The following is a 20,063-nucleotide window of genomic DNA, read 5'->3' as shown; positions in this document are numbered from 1 at the left end:
ACCTCTTTTTAATATTCTCATTTTAATCCTGTATTTTTACATTATCATACAAAACCTCCCAAATTTGTTAAGAAATCCCTTTTTGTTTCATAAAATGCAATATTTTTTTTGGAGGGGTAAAAATAATTTATACATTCGCAGAGAATTTAAATAATAACACAAACAAAATGGCAACTAACCGTTTTTATTTTAGCAACAATTTTTATTTCTTCTTTAGTAGAAGTCAGGATTGTGCTATGGTTATTTGAGATAAAATTTACAACAAATAAAACTAATATACAATCCTGATGCAAATCAGGATTTTTTTTTGACTATATGACAACTAAAATTGCAATACAAGGTATAAAAGGTTCATTTCATCATCAGGTTGTGAAAGAGTATTTCTCTGAAAATGTGGCTATTGATGAATGTCTGTCTTTTGAAGAATTAGTTGATAGTCTTTTGGCCGGAAAATCAGATCAGGGGGTTATGGCGATTGAAAATTCTATTGCGGGTCCGATTATTCCGAACTATGCTTTGATTGATAAGAATAATTTACACATAATTGGAGAACACTATTTAAGCATTCACCAAAATTTAATGACTTTAAAAGGTCAGAAAATTGAAGACATAAAAGAAGTTCATTCGCACCCAATGGCATTGTTACAGTGCATGGATTTTTTGAAACAATATCCGAATATCAAATTGGTTGAAGATAAAGATACGGCTGAAACGGCAAGAAGAATTCAGGAAAAACAATTAACCGGAATTGCAGCGATTGGAAGTAAGGTGGCTTCAGAAATGTACGATCTTGAAATTATTGCTCCGGAAATTCAGACGATAAAAAATAACATGACACGTTTCGTGATTATTAAAAAGCAAAATTCATTTTTACCGGAAAGCGAAATCAACAGAGCGTCGATCAAATTTGAACTGGATCATAAAAGAGGAAGTCTGGCAGCAGTTCTAAACGTAATGAGTGACTGCAAGCTGAATTTGACAAAAATTCAGTCGCTTCCAAAAATTGAAACACCTTGGAAATATTCGTTTTTCGTAGATGTAACTTTTGAGAAATACGAAGATTACGCAAAAGCAAAAGCCTTATTAAATATAATGGCAGAATATTTTAAAGTGTTGGGAGAATATAGAAATACGAAGCCTCTTAGTGAGTCATAAAAGTTGAAAAGTCGAAAGTCTTAAAGTCAAAAAAGCAGAAAGCAAATTAAAAAGTTTAAAAGAGTCTAAAGCATACAGCTTAAAGCCTAAAGCAAATAAAAAATGATTACAACAGCAAAACGATTAGACACAGTTGAAGAATACTACTTCTCATCAAAATTAAGAGAAGTGAGACAACTGATGTCTGAAGGAAAATCGATCATCAATATGGGAATTGGAAGCCCTGATTTGAGTCCGTCAAAAGCAGTAATAGAAGCAGTTGCTGCGGCAATTCAGGATGAAAACGGTCACGGTTATCAGAGTTATCAGGGATTACCGGAAATGAGACAGGCGATGGCAGATTTTTATGAGGATCAATTTGGTGTTGCAGTGAATCCGAATAATGAGATTTTACCATTAATGGGTTCGAAAGAAGGAATTATGCACATTTCGCTGGCTTTTTTAAATCAAGGCGATCACGTTTTGATTCCGAATCCCGGTTATCCGACTTATACTTCGGTAACCAATTTGGTAGGAGCAGTTCCGGTTTATTATGATTTAAAAGAAGAAAATGCCTGGGAACCGGATTTTGAAGCTTTAGAAAAACAGGATCTTTCGAAAGTAAAAATTATGTGGCTGGGTTATCCGCACATGCCTACAGGAGCGAGAGGAAGTTTAGCGTTATTTGAAAAATTGGTAGCTTTTGCTAAAAAACATAATATATTATTGATCAACGACAATCCGTATAGTTTTGTTTTGAATGATAATCCGATGAGTTTATTGCAGGTTGAAGGAGCAAAAGACGTGGCTTTAGAATTGAATTCACTTAGTAAAACTTTTAACATGGCAGGCTGGAGAGTCGGAATGGTTTTAGGAAATGCAGAAATTATCGATGCAGTTTTAAAAGTAAAAAGCAACATGGACAGCGGAATGTTCTACGGAATTCAGAAAGGCGCTATTGCAGCGTTGAAATGTGATAAATCGTGGTTTGAAGATAATAATAAAATTTACAGACGTCGAAGAGAATTGACTGAAAAGCTGGCAGAAAAATTAGACTGTAAAGTATATAAAGAAGGTGTCGGATTATTTGTTTGGGCAAAACTTCCGGAAGGAATAGCATCAGCAGAAAAGTTCATTGACGAAATATTATATGAGAAACATATTTTCATCACGCCAGGAACAATTTTCGGAAGCAACGGTGAAGGATATATTAGGTTTTCATTGTGTGTGAAAGAAGAAAGAGTACAAGAAGCGATAAATCGATTTTAGATTTTTTTCGTTCCTGCAAGGTTTCCAAAATCTTGTAGGTTTATAATAAGGACCTAGGAATCATACCTACAAGGTTTTGGAAACCTTGCAGGAATTAGCTTCAAATAATAAAAAATATGAAAGTATACGTAATAGGAATAGGATTAATTGGCGGTTCAATGGTGTTAGACATCAAAGGGCGTTATCCTGAAGCGACTATTTTCGGGATTGATAATAACGAAAAACATGTGCAGGAAGCTATTGATTTGGGTGTTATTGACCAAGAAGGAAAAATGGAAGATCTGGCAGGAGCCGATTTTGTAATTGTTTCAGTTCCGGTTGATGTAGCGCTAACGGTTTTGCCTAAAGTTTTGGATTTAGTAGGAGATAAAACAATAGTTTTTGAAGTAGGATCGACTAAAAAACCGATTTGCGAGGCAGTAGCCAATCATCCGAAAAGGAGAAACTTTATTGCAACCCATCCGATTGCCGGAACAGAGTTTTCGGGACCATCGGCAGCAATAAGAGGTTTGTTTCAGGGAAAAACAAATATTATTTGCGAAGTGGAAAAAACCACTTTTAAACTGCAGGAAAAAGCATTGAATCTTTTTACGGCAATCGGAATGAGGATTCGCTATATGGACCCGACTTCGCACGACAAACACATTGCTTACGTTTCGCATTTGTCGCACATTAGTTCGTTTATGTTGGGGAAAACGGTTATGAATAAAGAAAAAGACGAACAGGATATTTTTGACATGGCAGGAAGCGGATTTGAAAGTACCGTTCGTCTCGCAAAAAGTTCGCCGGCGATGTGGACACCGATTTTTAAACAAAACCAAGAACACGTTCTGGAAACCTTAGAAGAATACATTGCAAATCTCAGTCGGTTTAGGGATTTGCTGAAAGAGGAAAATTACAATGCCATTTTTGAAGAAATGGAAAGCACAAATAAAATAAAAGAAATACTAAACGGATTAACAACAACTAAAAAGTAAAATTAGAATTAAGATGGAAAATAAGAAAGAAATGAGAAAGTGGTTAGAAGATTTCAATTTAAATCACCCACTTGTGATAGCTGGACCTTGTAGTGCAGAAACGGAAGATCAGGTTTTGAAAATAGCGCATGAATTAAAAGATTCTAAAGTAAGTGTTTTCAGAGCTGGAATCTGGAAACCAAGAACTCGTCCGGGAGGATTTGAGGGTGTTGGTGAAATTGGATTGAAATGGTTACAAAAAGCTAAAGCAGAAACTGGTTTATTAATGGGTACTGAAGTTGCAACTGCAGCGCATTGTAAACTGGCTTTAGAACATGATATTGATGTATTATGGGTTGGTGCACGTACAACGGCAAACCCTTTCGCAGTTCAGGAAATTGCTGATACATTAAAAGGAACAGATAAAATCGTTTTGGTTAAAAACCCTGTAAACCCTGATTTAGCTTTATGGCTTGGTGGTGTTGAGCGTTTACACATGGCTGGAATCGAGAAATTAGGCGTTATTCACAGAGGTTTCTCTACTTACGAGAAAACAAAATACAGAAACATTCCGGAATGGCAGATTGCTATCGAATTGCAAAATAAATTCCCTGATTTGCCATTAATCATCGATCCATCTCACATTACCGGAGATCGCAAAATGATTTTTGAAGTAACGCAAGAGGCTTTAGATTTGAATTACGACGGTATGATTATCGAAACGCACTACGATCCGGACAATGCATGGTCTGATGCTGCGCAACAAGTTACTCCTGATGCTTTGAAACAAATCATCAAAGATTTGACGATCAGAAAAACGGATGATACTACAGATGAGTACAGTTCAAAAATGACAAAATTAAGAGCAAACATTGACGTTCTTGACGCTAATTTACTAGAGTTGTTAGGAAAACGTATGAAAGTAGCTGACGAAATTGGTCAGGTGAAGAAAGATGCTAACGTTGCAATTCTTCAAAACAACCGTTGGAACGAAATCTTAGGAAAAATGATTTTAGAAGGTGAGAAAAAAGGCCTTACGGAAGAGTTTGTTTTAAGAATGTTCAAAGCAATTCACCAAGAAAGTATTGGTCACCAAGAGAAAATTTTCAACGCATAATTTTCTTTAACCATATAAGTGATATAAGAGAATTTTAGTTTTTTATAAGCTTTGTTTTAAAGTTTTCTTATAGCATTAATTGAAAATAGATTGTTTTTTAAGAATCTCCGGCACCTGTAAAAAAGTGTTGGAGATTTTTTTTTGAGATATAACCATAGCCCGCGGTTCAACCGTGGGTACGCAATTATATTCACAATCATACTCACAATCTTTGTTCCAAGGTTGAAACCTTGGGCTATGTTTGAAAATATTCATTTATCTTTGTGGAAGATTTAGATTTTACATGAGAAATCTAAAATCAGAAATCTAAAATCAACAATTAAATTGAATGACAGGACTCGTATATAAATCTACAGGAAGCTGGTACACTGTAAAATCGGAACAAGGTGATTTTATAGAATGCCGTATGAAAGGGAAATTCAGAATGAAAGGTATCAAAAGTACCAATCCAATTGCTGTGGGCGATATTGTAGATTATGAGCTCGAAGAAACTTCTGATGCTGTAACAGGAACGATTTTTAATATTCACGAAAGAAAAAATTACATTGTTCGTAAATCGGTTAATTTATCCCATCAGATGCATATTATTGCGTCAAATATCGATCGCGTTTTTCTATTGATAACGATAAATAATCCGCCAACAACATTCAACTTTATAGACCGTTTTCTGGTAACGGCCGAAGCTTATAACATTGAGACTATTTTGGTTTTTAATAAAATAGATACTTTTGATGAACCTACTTTAGAAGATCAATTGTATATGCAATATGTTTATCAGCAGATTGGATATAAATGTCTTCGTGTTTCTTCTACAGAAATGAAAGGTGTTGAAGAATTGAAAGAATTGATGATTGGTAAAGTAAGCATGTTCTCCGGACATTCAGGTGTTGGGAAATCTACTTTGGTAAACGCTATGGAACCTTCTTTGCATCTTAAAACCAAAACTATTTCTGAAGCCAGTAAACAAGGTCAGCATACCACTACTTTTGCTGAAATGTATGATTTGTCTTTTAATGCCAAAATTATCGATACACCCGGAATTAAAGGTTTTGGGATCGTCGATATGGAAAAAGAAGAAATCAGCGGTTATTTTCCGGAATTTTTTAAATTAAAGGATCAATGCAAGTTTAACAATTGCTTACATAAGGAAGAGCCACATTGTGCAATAAAAGCTGCTCTTGAAAGGGATGAAATTGCCTGGTCGCGTTACAATAGTTATTTGAAAATTCTGGAAGGAGATGAAGAAAATTACCGTACTGATACTTACGATGAAGATCGTAAAATTAGCGATGAAACCAGAAACCAAAAATAGATAATAGTTTAAAGGCAAATGTCTTAATGTTATAAAGTAACATTTTTAGACTTTTTCACTTACGACTTTCAAACTTTATTACTAAGATATGAAAATTGTTCTTCAACGAGTATCGCAAGCATCTGTAACAGTAGATCAAAAAAAAGTAGCTGAAATTGAAAAAGGTTTATTGATTTTAGTCGGAATTGAAGATGCCGATACTCAGGAAGATATTGACTGGCTGGCTGGAAAAATCATAAAAATGAGAATTTTTGGCGACGAAAATAATGTAATGAACTGCTCGGTTCAGGATATAGATGGCGACATAATTGTTGTAAGTCAGTTTACACTTCATGCTTCAACCAAAAAAGGAAATCGTCCTTCTTATATAAAAGCTTCAAAACCAGAATTCGCAATTCCTATGTATGAGAGTTTCGTAAAATCTCTGGAAAGAGAATTTCATAAGAAAGTGCAAACCGGAATTTTTGGTGCAGATATGAAAGTAAATCTTTTAAATGATGGTCCTGTCACTATTGTTATGGACAGCAAAAACAGGGAATAAATTTTCTTAAAGATATGTTAAGGATTTCTAAAAATAATATATATTTGACGAAAATCCTTACTAATGAAAAACCTTTTTTGCGCACTATTTTTTTTTAGCGTAATTATTAATTCTTCCGCTCAAAAGAGTGATTACTCGGTATTATTAATTACCGACAGCCTGAAACAAAATGCAAATGCAGTTGTTCGTTTAGACCAAATGGATATCAATATTGCTTCGCAAAGAAGCATGAACATCAAAACCCAGAGAATTGTTTCGGTATTTAATGAAAAAGGTTTAAATGATATCGACGCCTATCATCATTATGATAAAACAACTTCAATAAAAAATATAGAAGCTGTGGTGTATGATGGCATGGGAAGCGAAATAAAAAAACTAAAAAGAAAAGATTTCAGAGACGAAAGTGCAGTAAGCGGAAGCACACTTTTCTCAGACAATCGCGTTCTTTATTTAGATTATACTCCGATTTCATATCCTTTTACAATTGTTTATACTTGTGAAGTCGAAACTTCAAATACCGCTTTTATACCTCAATGGTACTTTATTGGAGGTTACTACTTAAGTGTGGAAAAAAGTATTCTGAACGTGACTTTCCCAAAGGAATTGGGTTTCAAAAAGAAAGAATTTCGTTTTTCAGATTTCAATATTAAAAAAACTACAGAAAGCGATACCCGGTTAAGTTACACCGCTGCCAATATTGTGGCCCAAAAACAAGAAGATATGAGTCCTTCTTATGGCGATCTTTTTCCAAAAGTGATGATGGGTCTGGAAAATTTTCACTTAGAAGGAGTCGACGGAAAAGCGACAACCTGGGAAGTATTTGGAAAATGGTATGGCGAGAAAATCCTGAACGGAACTACAATCTTGCCAGAAGAAACTAAAGTAAAAATTAAAGCGCTGGTAGGAGATGAAAAAGACCCTGTTAAGAAAGCTAAAATCATTTACGATTATGTACAGAAAAAATCCAGATATGTAAATATTGCGGTTGGTATTGGCGGTTGGAAACCCATGTTGGCAAGCGACGTAGATCGTCTAGGATATGGAGATTGTAAGGCGTTGTCCAATTACACCAAAGCTCTTTTGCAGGTTGTAGATGTTCCTTCGTATAATACGATTTTATATGGAGACCGATACAAGTCCGATATTCAGTCTGATTTTGTTTCCATGCAGGGAAATCATATGATATTGGCGATTCCTAACAATAACAATTACATCTGGTTAGAATGTACAAGTCAGGATGATCCATTTGGATATCAGGGAACTTTTACAGATGATCGTGACGTTTTGGTCGTAAAACCCGAAGGTGGAGAAATCATCAGAACCAAAATTTATGAGGATAAAGGAAACACTCAGGAAGGAAAAGGGTCTTACACAATCGATGAAAATGGAAATTTTTCGGGTTCTTTAAAAATAGCATCGCAAGGAAGTCAATATTCATTAAAGTCGCGGGTTGAGACAATGCAGCCCAATGAAAAAGAAGAACACTATAAAGAGTATTGGGACAATATCAACAATTTAAAATTAGGTAAAATAACTTTTACCAATGATAAGGAAAATACCTGTTTTACCGAAAATGTTCAGATAAATGCATCAAATTATGGAGCAATTTTGGGTAATAAAATGATTTTTGTTGTGGATGCTTTTAATCAGTATACAGGAAATGTAAAACGAATTCGAAACAGAAAAAATCCGTTTCAGATCCAACGCGGTTATTTAGATACAGACGAAATCGAAATTAGTCTGCCGGCTGGCTATGGTATAGAATTTCTTCCTTCGAACTATGAATTAAAAGGAAAGTTTGGTGAATATAAAACGGAACTTATCAAAAAAGAAAACAACAAATTAACTTATAAACGATCAATGTTTCTAAATAAAGGTAAATATTCAAATAAAGAATATGACGAATATCGTGTCTTTATGGAACAGATTTCCCGCAATGACAACGCCAAAATTATATTAGTTAAATCTTAAACCCCATTATAACCAAAACAATCAAAAGCAGCCAATGAAAATTTTAAAACTACTCAGTTTTTCTGTGATATTATTATGCGCTCCCAAAGCAGTTTCACAGGATTTTAGATTGGGAAAAGTTTCTGTTGCAGAATTAGAACAGAAAGTACATCCCAAAGATACTTCGGCTGTTGCCGCTGTCCTTTATAAAAAAGGAACTTCCAGAATGGAATATGATCAAAACGAAGGTTTTTGTATGATGACCGAAGTGGAAACGCGTATTAAAATTTATAAAAAAGAAGGTTACGAATGGGCCAATCAGCAAGTCTGGTATTATAATACGACCAACCTTAAGGAAAGAGTGTTTTTTGCAGATGCTGTTACTTATAATCTTGTAAATGGTAAAATAGAAAAAACAAAATTAAAAAGCGACGGCTCGTTTGACGAGGTTCTTTCTAAATACAGAGGACAAAAGAAAATAACGATGCCGAATGTTAAAGAAGGCTCTGTAATCGAATTTCGCTATACTATCCGATGTCCAAATGAAGGTATAGTCCGCGATTGGGATTTTCAAACTTCAATTCCGGTAAATTATTCAGAGTTTAAAGTGGCATATCCGGAATATTACGTCTTTAAACCAAGACAAAAAGGGTATATATTTCCAAAAATCTCTACCTTAAAAAATTCTAAATCCATTACTATCAACAGTAAGGAGAGAGGAACCGGACGAGTTTCGACAACCGAATTTTCTTCTGATAAAATAAATTATACAGAAACCGAAGTTACGTATGTTGCTCAGGATTTTCCAGCTTTGAAAGAGGAAAGTTTTGTGAACAATATTGATAATTATACCTCAAGTGTGCAACATGAATTATCGTTAATTCATTTTCCAAACAGCCCGATAAAAGAGTTTTCTACAGATTGGAGTTCTGTTGTAAAAACGATTTACGAATATGATGATTTTGGACCGGAGCTTAATAAAACGGGTTACTTTGAAGAAGATTTAAAAAAGCTTCTTGCCGGGATAAATGGTCAGGATGAAAGAATCTGGAATATTTTAAATTACGTAAAATCGACCATGAAATGGAACGGTTATACAGGATACAGCTGTGATAATGGAGTTAAAAAAACATATAAGGAAAAAACAGGAAATATAGCCGATATTAATTTAATGCTGACTGCGATGCTTCGATCTTCGGGATTAACTGCAAATCCGGTTTTGGTCAGCACGCGTTCCAACGGCATCGCCTTGTTTCCGAACAGAAATGCGTTTAATTATGTAATTGCTGCGGTTGAAACTCCAAACGGATATATTTTATTAGACGGAACCGATAAATACTCTACTCCAAACGTGCTTCCTCTTAGAACATTAAACTGGATGGGAAGATTAATTAGAAAAGATGGTTCGTCGGAGGAAATAGATTTAATGCCTCAAAAAACATCCAATGATATTGTTTTCATGAATTACGATATCGATGCCGAGGGAAAAGTTACAGGAAAAGCCAGAAGACAATGTACCGACTACAATGCCATGATTAGCAGAGAAAATTTCGGAAAACTCAAAGAGGAAGATTATCTTGAAAAACTGGAAAACAATAACAGCAAAATTGAGGTGAGTGAATATTCGAGAACCAATGAAAAAGAGCTTTTGTCTCCAACTATTGAAACGTATTCTTTTACAGGAAACAATTTATGTGAACTTATTGGAGGGAAAATATATGTAAATCCGATGTTGTTTTTTACTCAGGATAAAAATCCATTTAAACAAGATGTGAGGGAGTATCCGGTTGATTTTGGTTTTCCTTTTATGGATAAATATAATATTACTATTAAAATTCCGGAAGGTTTTGCTGTGGAAACAATGCCTGCGCCCGTTGCCTACAATATGGAAAACAATTTGGGAAGCTTTAAATTTAATATTGCTGCAAGTGATAATTCACTTCAGTTAAGCGTAGCACACCAGATTAATTCGGCTATTGTTTCTACAGAACAATACGAAATGCTGAAAGAATACTATAAAGGAATGATTGCCAAACAAACAGAAAAAATAGTTTTAAAACGTATTTAATATGCAGAAATTCTGTTTGCTTTGGATTACTTTATTTTTAAATATAGTAAATATCCAAGCTCAAGATTATGAGCTGGGAAAAGTGACGATTGCCGAACTGCAGGAAAAAATGCATCCTGCAGATTCGTCAGCTCCAGCGGCAATTTTATTCAAAAAAGCAAAGACTGTTTTTGTATATAACGACAAAACTGGATTTTCTACTGTTCATACTTATCAGTTTAAGATTAAAATATATAAAAAAGAAGGATTAAAATGGGCAGACCAAAAAGTGCATTATTATGTTGGTTATCAGAATCTGAATGAAGATTTATTGTCATTTTCCAATGCTGCTACATATAATTTAGAAAATGGAAGAGTAGAAAAGACAAAATTGGAAAGTCAGGGTACATTTAAAAAAAAAATTAACGAATACTGGAATGAAAAAACAATAATACTTCCTAACGTTAAAGTCGGATCTGTTATCGAATATAAATATGTGCTGAAATCTGAATATATTGGCAAATTTCCTGACTTTGATTTTCAATACAGCATCCCGCTAAATTATTTTGAGTACAAAACAGAATTTCCGGAGTTTTATATCTACAAAACCCTTTTGGTCGGAAGAAGTCCAATTGAAGAGAATTCTAAAATGGTAAGTGGAAGTCAAAATTTTAGCAATGAATATGGACAAAGCCAAATAATGACGTACAAACAGATTGACGGATTTTATTCAGGTAAAAATATTCCAGCTCTTAAAGAAGAACCTTTTGTAAATAATATTGAAAATTACAGAGGAAGTATAAGGCACGAACTGGAAAGAGTGAGAATGCCGAATCAGCCTGTAAAAGACTTCGCACTTACTTGGGAAGGTGTCGCTTCAAGTATTTTTAAAGAAAATCATTTTGGTAAAGAACTCGATAAGAAAAGTTATTTTTTAGAGGATGTAAGGAAATGTTTAGCCAATGTAGAATCTCAGACAGATAGAATGAACACTATTTTTAAATTCGTTCAAAATAAAATGAACTGGACTGAGAAAAATGGTTACTTCACAGAAAAAGGTGTTGAAAAGGCATATAGAGATCAGACAGGAAATGTAGCGGAAATAAATTTCATACTTATAAACATGCTTAATGTCGCAGGAATTAAGGTTGATCCTGTTTTAGTAAGTACAATTGAAAATGGGGTGCCGATTTATCCGACTCAGACGGGATTCAATTATGTAATTGCTGCTGTAGAAATAGACGGACAACAAATTCTTTTAGATGCTTCCCGAAAATATACATCGCCCGGGATTTTGCCTTTAAATGTTTTAAACTGGAAAGGAAGATTAATTAAAAGCGACGGAATTTCTAAACAAATTGATTTGATTCCGGTCAAATCTTCAAGAGAAAGCGTTACAATAACAGCTGTTTTGAGTGGAGATGGAAAAATTGATGGTAAAGCCAGAATTTCAAGGACAGATTATGAAGCTTATAAATTCAGGACGCAGGAGAGTAATAAAAATGAGGAGAATTATATAGAAAAGTTGGAACAGCGATTGGGAGATTTGAAAATTTCAGATTACTTGATTACAAATAAAGTTTCAAATCTTTCTGATCCTATAATGGAAACTTTTAGTTTTGAAACCAATAATTTTGTTGAAAATATTGCCGGCAAATTGTACATAAGTCCGATGTTGTTTTTCACTTCTTCTAAAAATCCTTTTATACAGGAACAAAGGCAAATGGGTATTTATTTCGGATATCCCAAACAGGAAAAGTATTTAATGAATTTAGAAATACCGCAAGGTTACATTGTTGAAGCTCTTCCGGCGCCAGCCCGTTTTTCTCTTGAAGACAAGTCAATAACTGTAATGTTAAATGTCTTAAATGACGGAAACAAAATTCAGTTTACCTTTTCCAAAGACATTAACAATACTATTTTTGCAGCAGATTATTACGATGCGCTGAAAACCCTTTTTCAGAAAGTAATTGCCTGTCAAAATGAAAAAATTGTTCTTAAAAAAATTTAAAAAATGGATTTAAAAAATGCACAGTTAGATGTTGATACGTGGATAAAAGAACACGGAGTTCGCTATTTTAATGAATTAACCAACATGGCGCAATTAACAGAAGAAGTTGGAGAAGTAGCCCGAATTATTGCACGCCGTTACGGAGAACAATCTGAAAAGGAAAGTGATAAAAATAAAGATTTAGGAGAGGAATTGGCAGATGTTGTATTTGTTGTGTTATGTCTTGCTAATCAGACCGGAATTGATTTACAAGCCGCTTTTGACAAAAAAATGGATTTAAAATCGATTCGCGACAAAGACCGTCATAAAAACAATGATAAATTGAAATAATTGTGAAATATCAATGGTGAATTTTGATTTAAAGGCGAGGAGTGCTAAATTGCGTGCCCGGATTATGTACACGTAATTCGCTAATCATAATTACTATCATGAATTTAAAATTAAGCACGAATTCACAATTCACCATTGAAAATTCACAACTAAATATTACAGGATCAAAAAGCGAAACCAATCGTTTATTGTTGTTAAAAGCATTGTTTCCTAATATTACTTTAGCCAATACATCCAACTCCGATGACAGCGAAGTAATGCAGAAAGCTTTGGCAGGTAATGATGAAATTGTAGATATTCATCACGCCGGGACTGCAATGCGTTTTCTTACGGCTTATTTTTCTGTAAACGAAGGAAGAGAAGTGGTATTGACAGGATCGAGCAGAATGCAGGAACGTCCTATTAAAATTTTGGTTGAAGCTTTGGCTCAGTTAGGAGTGGAGATTTCATACGAAAAAAATGAAGGATATCCGCCAATCAGAATTAAAGGTAAAAAAGTTACAGCTTCAAAAGTAACTTTGGCAGCCAATGTGAGCAGCCAATACATTTCGGCACTTTTATTAGTGGCTTCCAAATTAGATAATGGTTTAGAATTAACTTTAGAAGGAGAGATTACTTCTATTCCGTATATTAAAATGACGTTGGCTTTGCTGAAGGATCTGGATATTCAAACCAGCTTTGAAGGAAATGTAATTAAGGTTTACCCTAAAAAAGCTGTTGAAACAAAAGAAATGGTTGTAGAATCTGACTGGAGTTCGGCTTCTTATTTCTTCAGCCTTGTGGCTTTGGCAGATGCGGCAAAAATTACCTTGAGCAGTTATAAAGAAGACAGTCTTCAGGGAGATTCTGAGTTGGTTTCATTGTATGAAAAAATGGGAGTAAAAACCACTTTCCAAAACAATAAAATGACTCTGGAAAAAGTAGACGGATTTAATTATCAGGATGTCAATTTCGAATTAAACAATACACCGGACATCGCCCAGACAATTGTAGTTACCTGCTTAGGTTTAGGAATTGGATGTCATTTAACAGGTCTGCATACTTTAAAAATTAAAGAAACCGACAGATTAGAAGCTTTAAGAATTGAATTAACAAAATTGGGTGCCAATATTTCTGTAACCAATGATAGTTTGACTTTAGTTCGTTCAGAAAACATTAATCATGATGTTCATATTGCAACTTACAACGATCACCGTATGGCAATGGCATTTGCGCCTTTGGCAATAAAAGTACCCATTATTATTGATGATGCAGAAGTGGTGTCAAAATCGTACCCTGATTTTTGGAATGATTTAAAAGCATTAAATTTCAAGGTTGAGGAATCAAATTAAACCATATAAGTAATATAAGTTCATTTAAATTAATGTTCAAAAAATAACTTGGCCTTCAGTTTTAACTGGAGGCTTTTTGTTTTGATTTTAGGCTTCGCCGAAAGGATGATTTCAAATAATATGAACTTACATTACTTATATGGTTTAAAATATTTTTTATTGAATTAACTTCAGTTTTAACTGGAGGTTTTTTTATGATTTTCAGGCATTAGCCAAATACTTAGTTCCAATTAATATGAACTTATATCACTTATATGTTTTAAAACATTTTTTTATAAGCTAAAAACAGCACAAAATCAAGGACTTTTGAAAATAAACGTCAAAACACTTGACAACGCCTATCTCACAATCGTATATTTGCAACCGATTTAAAGCTTTAGGTATAAAATCTAAAAGCTATATTTTAAAATCTACAATTCAAATATGAAATTATCACACTTCAATTTCAATTTACCGAAAGAACTTTTGGCTGAATTTCCGGCAGAAAACAGAGATGAATCTCGTTTAATGGTAATTGACCGTAAAAAACAAACTATAGAACATAAAATGTTTAAAGACGTTATCAACTATTTTGATGACGGAGACGTTTTGATTCTAAATAATACAAAAGTTTTTCCTGCACGTTTGTATGGAAATAAAGAAAAAACCGGTGCAAGAATTGAAGTTTTCTTATTAAGAGAATTAAATTCTGAACAACGCCTTTGGGATGTTTTAGTAGATCCGGCAAGAAAAATTCGTATTGGTAACAAACTTTATTTTGGTGATGACGATTCGTTGGTTGCTGAGGTAATTGATAACACAACTTCTCGTGGAAGAACTTTACGATTCTTATACGACGGTTCTTATGAAGAATTCAGAAACAAATTGACAGAACTGGGAGAAACTCCAATTCCTAAATACATCAACAGAGAAGTAACTGCAGAAGATGCAGAAAGATACCAGACCATTTATGCCAAAGAAGAAGGTGCTGTAGCGGCACCAACTGCCGGTTTACACTTTTCTAAACATCTTTTGAAAAAATTAGAAATCAAAGGAGTAAATTTTGCTGAGGTAACTTTACACGTAGGTTTAGGAACTTTTAATCCGGTTGAGGTTGAAGATTTATCGAAACATAAAATGGATTCTGAGGAATTGATTATCAATCAGAAGGCCTGCGACATTGTAAATGATGCTAAAGCTAAAAAGAAACGTATTTGTGCCGTAGGAACAACTTCTATGCGTGCCATTGAAAGTTCTGTTTCTTCAGGAAATACTTTAAATCCTTACGAAGGATGGACAAATAAATTTATTTTTCCTCCTCATGATTTTAGTATTGCAAACTGCATGATTACCAATTTCCACACACCAAAATCAACATTATTAATGATGATTTCTGCTTTCTGTGGACATGATTTAATGAAAAAAGCATATGATGAAGCGATCAAAGAAGGATACAAATTCTATTCTTACGGAGATGCAATGTTAATCATCTAATCTCGGATATTTTATAAAGAAACCCGACAAGTTTTAAAACCTGTCGGGTTTTTTGTTTTTTTAATGGTTTCAAGTTTCAAGTATTAGGTTTCAAGTTTTCGCAACGAACGTGAAACATGAAACCTGAAACAAAAGAAACATTTTCCTATTTTTACGATTCAAAATAAAAAATAATGACTTTTCAAAATACACGCGAGTTTGCACAACAGCTAGATTCACAGGATGCTTTAAATCAATATAAGGATCAATTTATATTTCCAAAAGTAAACGACAAACGAGTTATTTATTTTACAGGAAATTCATTGGGTTTACAGCCGAAACGTACCAAAGCCTACATCGATGAAGTAATGAACGACTGGGCAGAACTGGCTGTTGAAGGTCATTTTTATGCCGAAAAACCATGGTGGGATTATCAGGAAAGATTTGCAGAACCTTTGAGTAAAATTGTTGGCGCGCTTCCGACTGAAGTTACCGTAATGAACACGTTAACGGTCAATCTTCATTTGCTGATGGTTTCTTTTTACCAGCCAACCAAAACACGTTATAAAATTATTTGCGAGGAAAAAGCATTTCCGTCCGATCAATATATGTTTCAGAGCCAGGTAAATTTTCACGGTTATAAACCGGAAGATGCCATTGTAGAAATTAAGCGCCGTGATGGGGAACATAATATTCGTCTCGAAGATGTTCTGGCGAAGATCGAAGAAGTTGGCGACGAACTGGCTTTGGTTTTAATAGGAGGTGTAAATTATTATACCGGACAGGTTTTTGACATTAAAACAATAACTGCTGCCGGACAAAAAGCCGGAGCAAAAGTAGGCTGGGATCTGGCCCACGCTGCAGGAAATATAAAACTGGAACTTCATGACTGGAATGTAGACTTTGCTGCCTGGTGCAGTTATAAATATATGAATTCCGGACCGGGAAATGCTTCGGGATGTTTTGTACACGAAAAACACCACCATTCAGATTTACCAAGATTTGCAGGCTGGTGGGGACATAACAAAGAACGTCGCTTTAAGATGGAGCCAACATTTAATCCTGTTCACGGTGCAGATGGCTGGCAGATTAGTAATCTTCCGGTTCTTTCTTTAGCACCTTATCTGGCTTCTGTCGATATGTTTGCAGAGGTTGGAATGGATGCCTTAATTAAAAAACGAGATCATATCACTTCTTATTTAGAGTTTATTCTTCATGAAATTGATAAAGAAGTAAAAGGGAATTTTGAGATTATTACACCATCAAATCCTGCAGAAAGAGCCTCGCAATTATCGGTTTTTCTACACGGTGAAGGAAGAACTTTATTTGATTATTTAATGAAAAACGGAGTTATTACAGATTGGCGCGAACCAAATGTAATTCGTCTGGCGCCAGTTCCATTATATTGCTCTTATGAGGATATGTATGATTTTGGTCAGATTCTGAAAAAGGGAATTTTACAAAAAGATATGTAATCAAATAATGCAATAAGCTTTCAGACCTTAATTCAAAAATTAATAGTTTAATCTAAATAAATCTTTGAACCTTTGCGACTTTGTAACTTTGTTCTTTAATAATTTCTTTTAATTTTATAAAAGATCGTTATAATCTTGTAATACTTTCAAAACAAATATTCCTTCCTTTGTAATGTATAATTTTAAAAATTACAATCATGAAAGGCTTATATATTTTATTAGCAGCGATACTTTTAACTTCTTGTCAACAACAACAAAGTAAAGAAGAGTTAAATAAAGCCAAACAAGCCAGTATTGATTCAATGAAAGTTGAAATTGACAAACAGCGTGTTATCGATTCGATGAAGACCGAAATGGCAAATATAAAAGAAGCACAGAAAGTTGAGACTCAAAAAGAAAAAGTTGTTGTAGTGCACCAACAGGCAAATGGAACTGCAGCTACAACTACTACCACTACAAAAAAGAAAGGCTGGAGCGCAACTGCAAAAGGTGCTGTAATTGGAGCAGGAGTAGGTGCTGCAACCGGAGCTATTGTTAGTAAGAAAAAAGGTGAAGGTGCCATTATCGGCGGATTAGCCGGTGCTGCTTTAGGAACAGGTACAGGTGCTGTTATAGACGAGAAAAAGAAAAAAGAATAATTCTTTTTAAGACATACAAGTTGATAAATAAAAGGGAACGAATATTCGTTCCCTTTTATTTTATAATAATCTTTAAAATTTGTCGCATAAATCATATTCACGCCCCACATTATCCACAAATTTAAAGAAAAGCAATGTGTCATTATTGTACCATAATTTCATATAAGAATGGTCAGTAAATTTATATATTTTCCAAATGATGCCAAATCCCTTATGCGAAGGTTTGCCTAGTAATTTTTCGACCTGAGTATAGTGCATTCCTGATTTTACTACACAAAAATCCTGAGTCATTAATGTTTTAGATTTTTCATTGTCAGTATTGTAAACAAAAGGCTTGTTTTCTTTTTCTCCTTCTTGTAACTTATATTGCCTTTTGCAAGAGTCGATGAAATAAAACATACTTAACTTATTGTTCTTATCATATGCCAATTTAACCATGCAGGAATTCTCTAAATTATACACATAATAATTAATATCAGATTTTAAAATCGAATGCGGTTTGCCAATGATCTTTTCAGCGACATATCGTTCAATTCCGAAATCTATAGCAGAAAAATCTGCAAGTTTTAGATTTTTAGCAAAACAACAAGATGAGAATAATAGGAAAGCAAAATACCGCACCATATTTTTAAATTATTTATGCCTTATTAATCTGCAAAGATTATACAATGTATTTATTTTCCGGTATTTTAATCTCCATTAATTCTAACTTGTACATATCAAAATCATTTTTAATTTTCTGCATATCGTTTTTAAAATAAAATGAATTAGAAAACAGTTGTTGATAATAATCAATTCCTTCCAGAAGATTAGTTTTGAAAGTATTCCATTTTTTAATTTGCGCAGTCGAAAGTTCTCCTGCAACAGATTGAATTTCATTTCTAAAATAATCCACATACATCTTGAGTTCTTTTACAAAAATATGGGGACGATCATTTGTTCTGATAACCGATTTTCCAAGATAGATGTGCTGAACCATTTCTTTCAATGTAACTTCCTGATCAAAGTAAGCCAGATTTGGTCCGGGGCAAATTACAACTCCTTGTGACTGGCCTTTTATTTTTATATTATTTTCCAGATAAGAAGCATTGGCCAAACCCACACACAAACAGGATTTTTCGGTTATCTTTATTTGCTGTTTTTCAAATTCTTTTGCCGATAAAGCATCCTTCATACTTTCCAGTTCTTCCAGTTTAATATCCTGGTATTTTTTTGAAGCAGTACAAATTCCGTGTGAATCATATTCTTTGCTTAAAGCCAGGAATTTTTTAGGACAGGAACTTCCTGCTTTATTTTCCTGGATTCTTTTTTGTTTAAAAAATTCGTTTGAAGTTCCTTTCAAAGTATTAAACGGAACTCCTAAAGGAGAAATATTACTAAGATAAAAGTCATCTTCTTTGGCATTCATTAATAATTTTCTCGTTTCCTTGTCTACAGAAGTTGCTTCCGGAACCAGTAAAAAAGGCGAGCCCCAACCTACAGAATCAACATTGTATTGGTCTAATAAAAATTCGTGTTCTGCCGAAGTTCCGACACCGCCCTGAACAGTGACTTTTATTTTTAAAGGAGTTTCCGGATAATGCTGATTTTTTAGCTGTAAAGCTTTAATCATTAATTCGTGGGCAGATTGTACCAATTGCTCCTTTTTCTCTTTAAATTCTTCTAAAATCGTGCCCAGTAAGAGTCCGTCGGTAGCAAAGGCATGACCGCCGCAATTTAAACCCGATTCAATTCGGTATTCGGAAACCCATAGTCCTTTTTTAGCCAAAAAATTTCCCTGAATCATAGCCGATCTGAAATCGCTTACTTTCAGGATGATTTTCTTTTTGAGTTCGTTATTTTCATTTGGAAAAAAGTCTTTAAAGTTTTCAAAATAGCTGTAAAGACGAGGATTCATTCCGGCAGAAAGTACAACAGAAGATTCCAGATTGCTGTTTGCAAAACCTCTTAAGGCAGCATGAGCATCATTAAATTCAATTGGAAGCTGTTCGTTTTTGATGAAATTGTCTTTGTCCAGTTTCGTCATAATATTGACGTCGATTTCTCCGGGAAAGAGATGCGATTCAATATAGTTTTTAATGTTTTCCTTAAAAGAAATTCCGTCATCCAGTAAATTTTGAAAACCCTTTTTGATGTCTGAAGTATTGGGCAACATCGAAATAAAGTTTTCCAGAGCGGTTTTGCTTTCGGTTAATTCGGTTTTAAAACTTTCAAATTTTTCCTGTACAATTTTATCGACCAGATTTAAATACGAAGTGATTCGCTGCGCGCGGTAATCATGAAATTTCTGAGTGATTTCTTCGTAAGGAATATTAAATTTTGTGCTGTAAAAATTGCGCATCTTTTCAATCAGATCATCATCCGCAAGTGCGATAACAGAGGAAATTCCATATTGTGCCACACGAATGGGACTGTCAATTGTATAGGCGAGTCCCATTACCGGAATATGAAAGGTATGCATATTTTTTTTTGTCATTTGTATTCAGATTAAAATAGAAGC

The 20,063-nt window shown here is 34.1% G+C and carries 16 protein-coding genes; 14 read left to right on the top strand and 2 right to left on the bottom strand.

Annotated features, from left to right (window positions below):
* Window positions 1-315 precede the first annotated feature (315 nt).
* The 14 genes from ABEB31_RS07915 (at window position 316) to ABEB31_RS07850 (ending at window position 17,563) form a co-directional block, all read left to right on the top strand.
* A complete protein-coding gene (locus tag ABEB31_RS07915; protein ID WP_347050820.1) occupies window positions 316-1,155 on the top strand; it encodes a prephenate dehydratase in 840 nt (279 codons plus the stop codon).
* 102 nt (window positions 1,156-1,257) lie between these two features.
* The gene (locus ABEB31_RS07910) at window positions 1,258-2,403 is read left to right on the top strand and encodes a pyridoxal phosphate-dependent aminotransferase (protein WP_347050818.1); all 1,146 of its coding nucleotides are present in this window, start codon (window positions 1,258-1,260) and stop codon (window positions 2,401-2,403) included.
* A 116-nt stretch (window positions 2,404-2,519) separates the two neighbouring features.
* A complete protein-coding gene (locus ABEB31_RS07905; RefSeq protein WP_347050816.1) occupies window positions 2,520-3,380 on the top strand; it encodes a prephenate dehydrogenase in 861 nt (286 codons plus the stop codon).
* A gap of 13 nt (window positions 3,381-3,393) precedes the next feature.
* Window positions 3,394-4,476 (top strand): bifunctional 3-deoxy-7-phosphoheptulonate synthase/chorismate mutase type II, encoded by a 1,083-nt coding sequence (locus ABEB31_RS07900; protein ID WP_029270594.1) that lies wholly within the window; start codon window positions 3,394-3,396, stop codon window positions 4,474-4,476.
* Window positions 4,477-4,804: 328 nt separating this feature from the next.
* Window positions 4,805-5,788, top strand: coding sequence for a ribosome small subunit-dependent GTPase A (gene rsgA, locus ABEB31_RS07895; RefSeq protein ID WP_347050814.1), 984 nt, complete (start codon window positions 4,805-4,807; stop codon window positions 5,786-5,788).
* Between the two features lie 88 nt (window positions 5,789-5,876).
* The gene (dtd, locus tag ABEB31_RS07890; RefSeq protein ID WP_347050813.1) at window positions 5,877-6,329 is read left to right on the top strand and encodes a D-aminoacyl-tRNA deacylase; all 453 of its coding nucleotides are present in this window, start codon (window positions 5,877-5,879) and stop codon (window positions 6,327-6,329) included.
* A 63-nt stretch (window positions 6,330-6,392) separates the two neighbouring features.
* On the top strand, window positions 6,393-8,300 hold the full coding sequence (locus ABEB31_RS07885; RefSeq protein ID WP_347050811.1) for a DUF3858 domain-containing protein: 1,908 nt from the start codon (window positions 6,393-6,395) through the stop codon (window positions 8,298-8,300).
* A gap of 34 nt (window positions 8,301-8,334) precedes the next feature.
* Complete coding sequence (locus ABEB31_RS07880; protein ID WP_347050810.1) at window positions 8,335-10,347, top strand: DUF3858 domain-containing protein; 2,013 nt, start codon at window positions 8,335-8,337, stop codon at window positions 10,345-10,347.
* A 1-nt stretch (window position 10,348) separates the two neighbouring features.
* Window positions 10,349-12,337 (top strand): DUF3858 domain-containing protein, encoded by a 1,989-nt coding sequence (locus ABEB31_RS07875; RefSeq protein ID WP_347050809.1) that lies wholly within the window; start codon window positions 10,349-10,351, stop codon window positions 12,335-12,337.
* A gap of 3 nt (window positions 12,338-12,340) precedes the next feature.
* The gene (locus tag ABEB31_RS07870) at window positions 12,341-12,667 is read left to right on the top strand and encodes a nucleotide pyrophosphohydrolase (RefSeq protein WP_041518431.1); all 327 of its coding nucleotides are present in this window, start codon (window positions 12,341-12,343) and stop codon (window positions 12,665-12,667) included.
* A 98-nt stretch (window positions 12,668-12,765) separates the two neighbouring features.
* The gene (aroA, locus tag ABEB31_RS07865) at window positions 12,766-13,998 is read left to right on the top strand and encodes a 3-phosphoshikimate 1-carboxyvinyltransferase (RefSeq protein ID WP_347050808.1); all 1,233 of its coding nucleotides are present in this window, start codon (window positions 12,766-12,768) and stop codon (window positions 13,996-13,998) included.
* 423 nt (window positions 13,999-14,421) lie between these two features.
* Window positions 14,422-15,471 carry a tRNA preQ1(34) S-adenosylmethionine ribosyltransferase-isomerase QueA gene (gene queA / locus ABEB31_RS07860; RefSeq protein WP_347050806.1) on the top strand — a complete coding sequence of 350 codons (1,050 nt, stop codon included), beginning with the start codon at window positions 14,422-14,424 and terminating at the stop codon, window positions 15,469-15,471.
* Window positions 15,472-15,644: 173 nt separating this feature from the next.
* A complete protein-coding gene (kynU, locus tag ABEB31_RS07855) occupies window positions 15,645-16,925 on the top strand; it encodes a kynureninase (RefSeq protein WP_347050805.1) in 1,281 nt (426 codons plus the stop codon).
* A gap of 197 nt (window positions 16,926-17,122) precedes the next feature.
* Window positions 17,123-17,563, top strand: a complete 441-nt coding sequence (locus ABEB31_RS07850; RefSeq protein ID WP_347050804.1) for a YMGG-like glycine zipper-containing protein — start codon at window positions 17,123-17,125, stop codon at window positions 17,561-17,563.
* A 72-nt stretch (window positions 17,564-17,635) separates the two neighbouring features.
* Here ABEB31_RS07850 and ABEB31_RS07845 read toward each other — a convergent pair whose 3' ends face one another.
* Window positions 17,636-18,187: a hypothetical protein gene (locus ABEB31_RS07845; protein ID WP_347050802.1), complete on the bottom strand. Its 552-nt coding sequence runs from the start codon at window positions 18,185-18,187 to the stop codon at window positions 17,636-17,638.
* A gap of 37 nt (window positions 18,188-18,224) precedes the next feature.
* A complete protein-coding gene (locus tag ABEB31_RS07840) occupies window positions 18,225-20,039 on the bottom strand; it encodes a hypothetical protein (RefSeq protein WP_347050800.1) in 1,815 nt (604 codons plus the stop codon).
* Window positions 20,040-20,063: the final 24 nt, after the last annotated feature.

Origin of the sequence: Flavobacterium olei, assembly GCF_039749035.1 — a bacterium.
In the GTDB taxonomy this organism is placed as follows: domain Bacteria; phylum Bacteroidota; class Bacteroidia; order Flavobacteriales; family Flavobacteriaceae; genus Flavobacterium; species Flavobacterium olei.
Note: the sequence above shows the minus strand (reverse complement) of the source record. Positions and strands in the feature narration are given on the sequence as shown.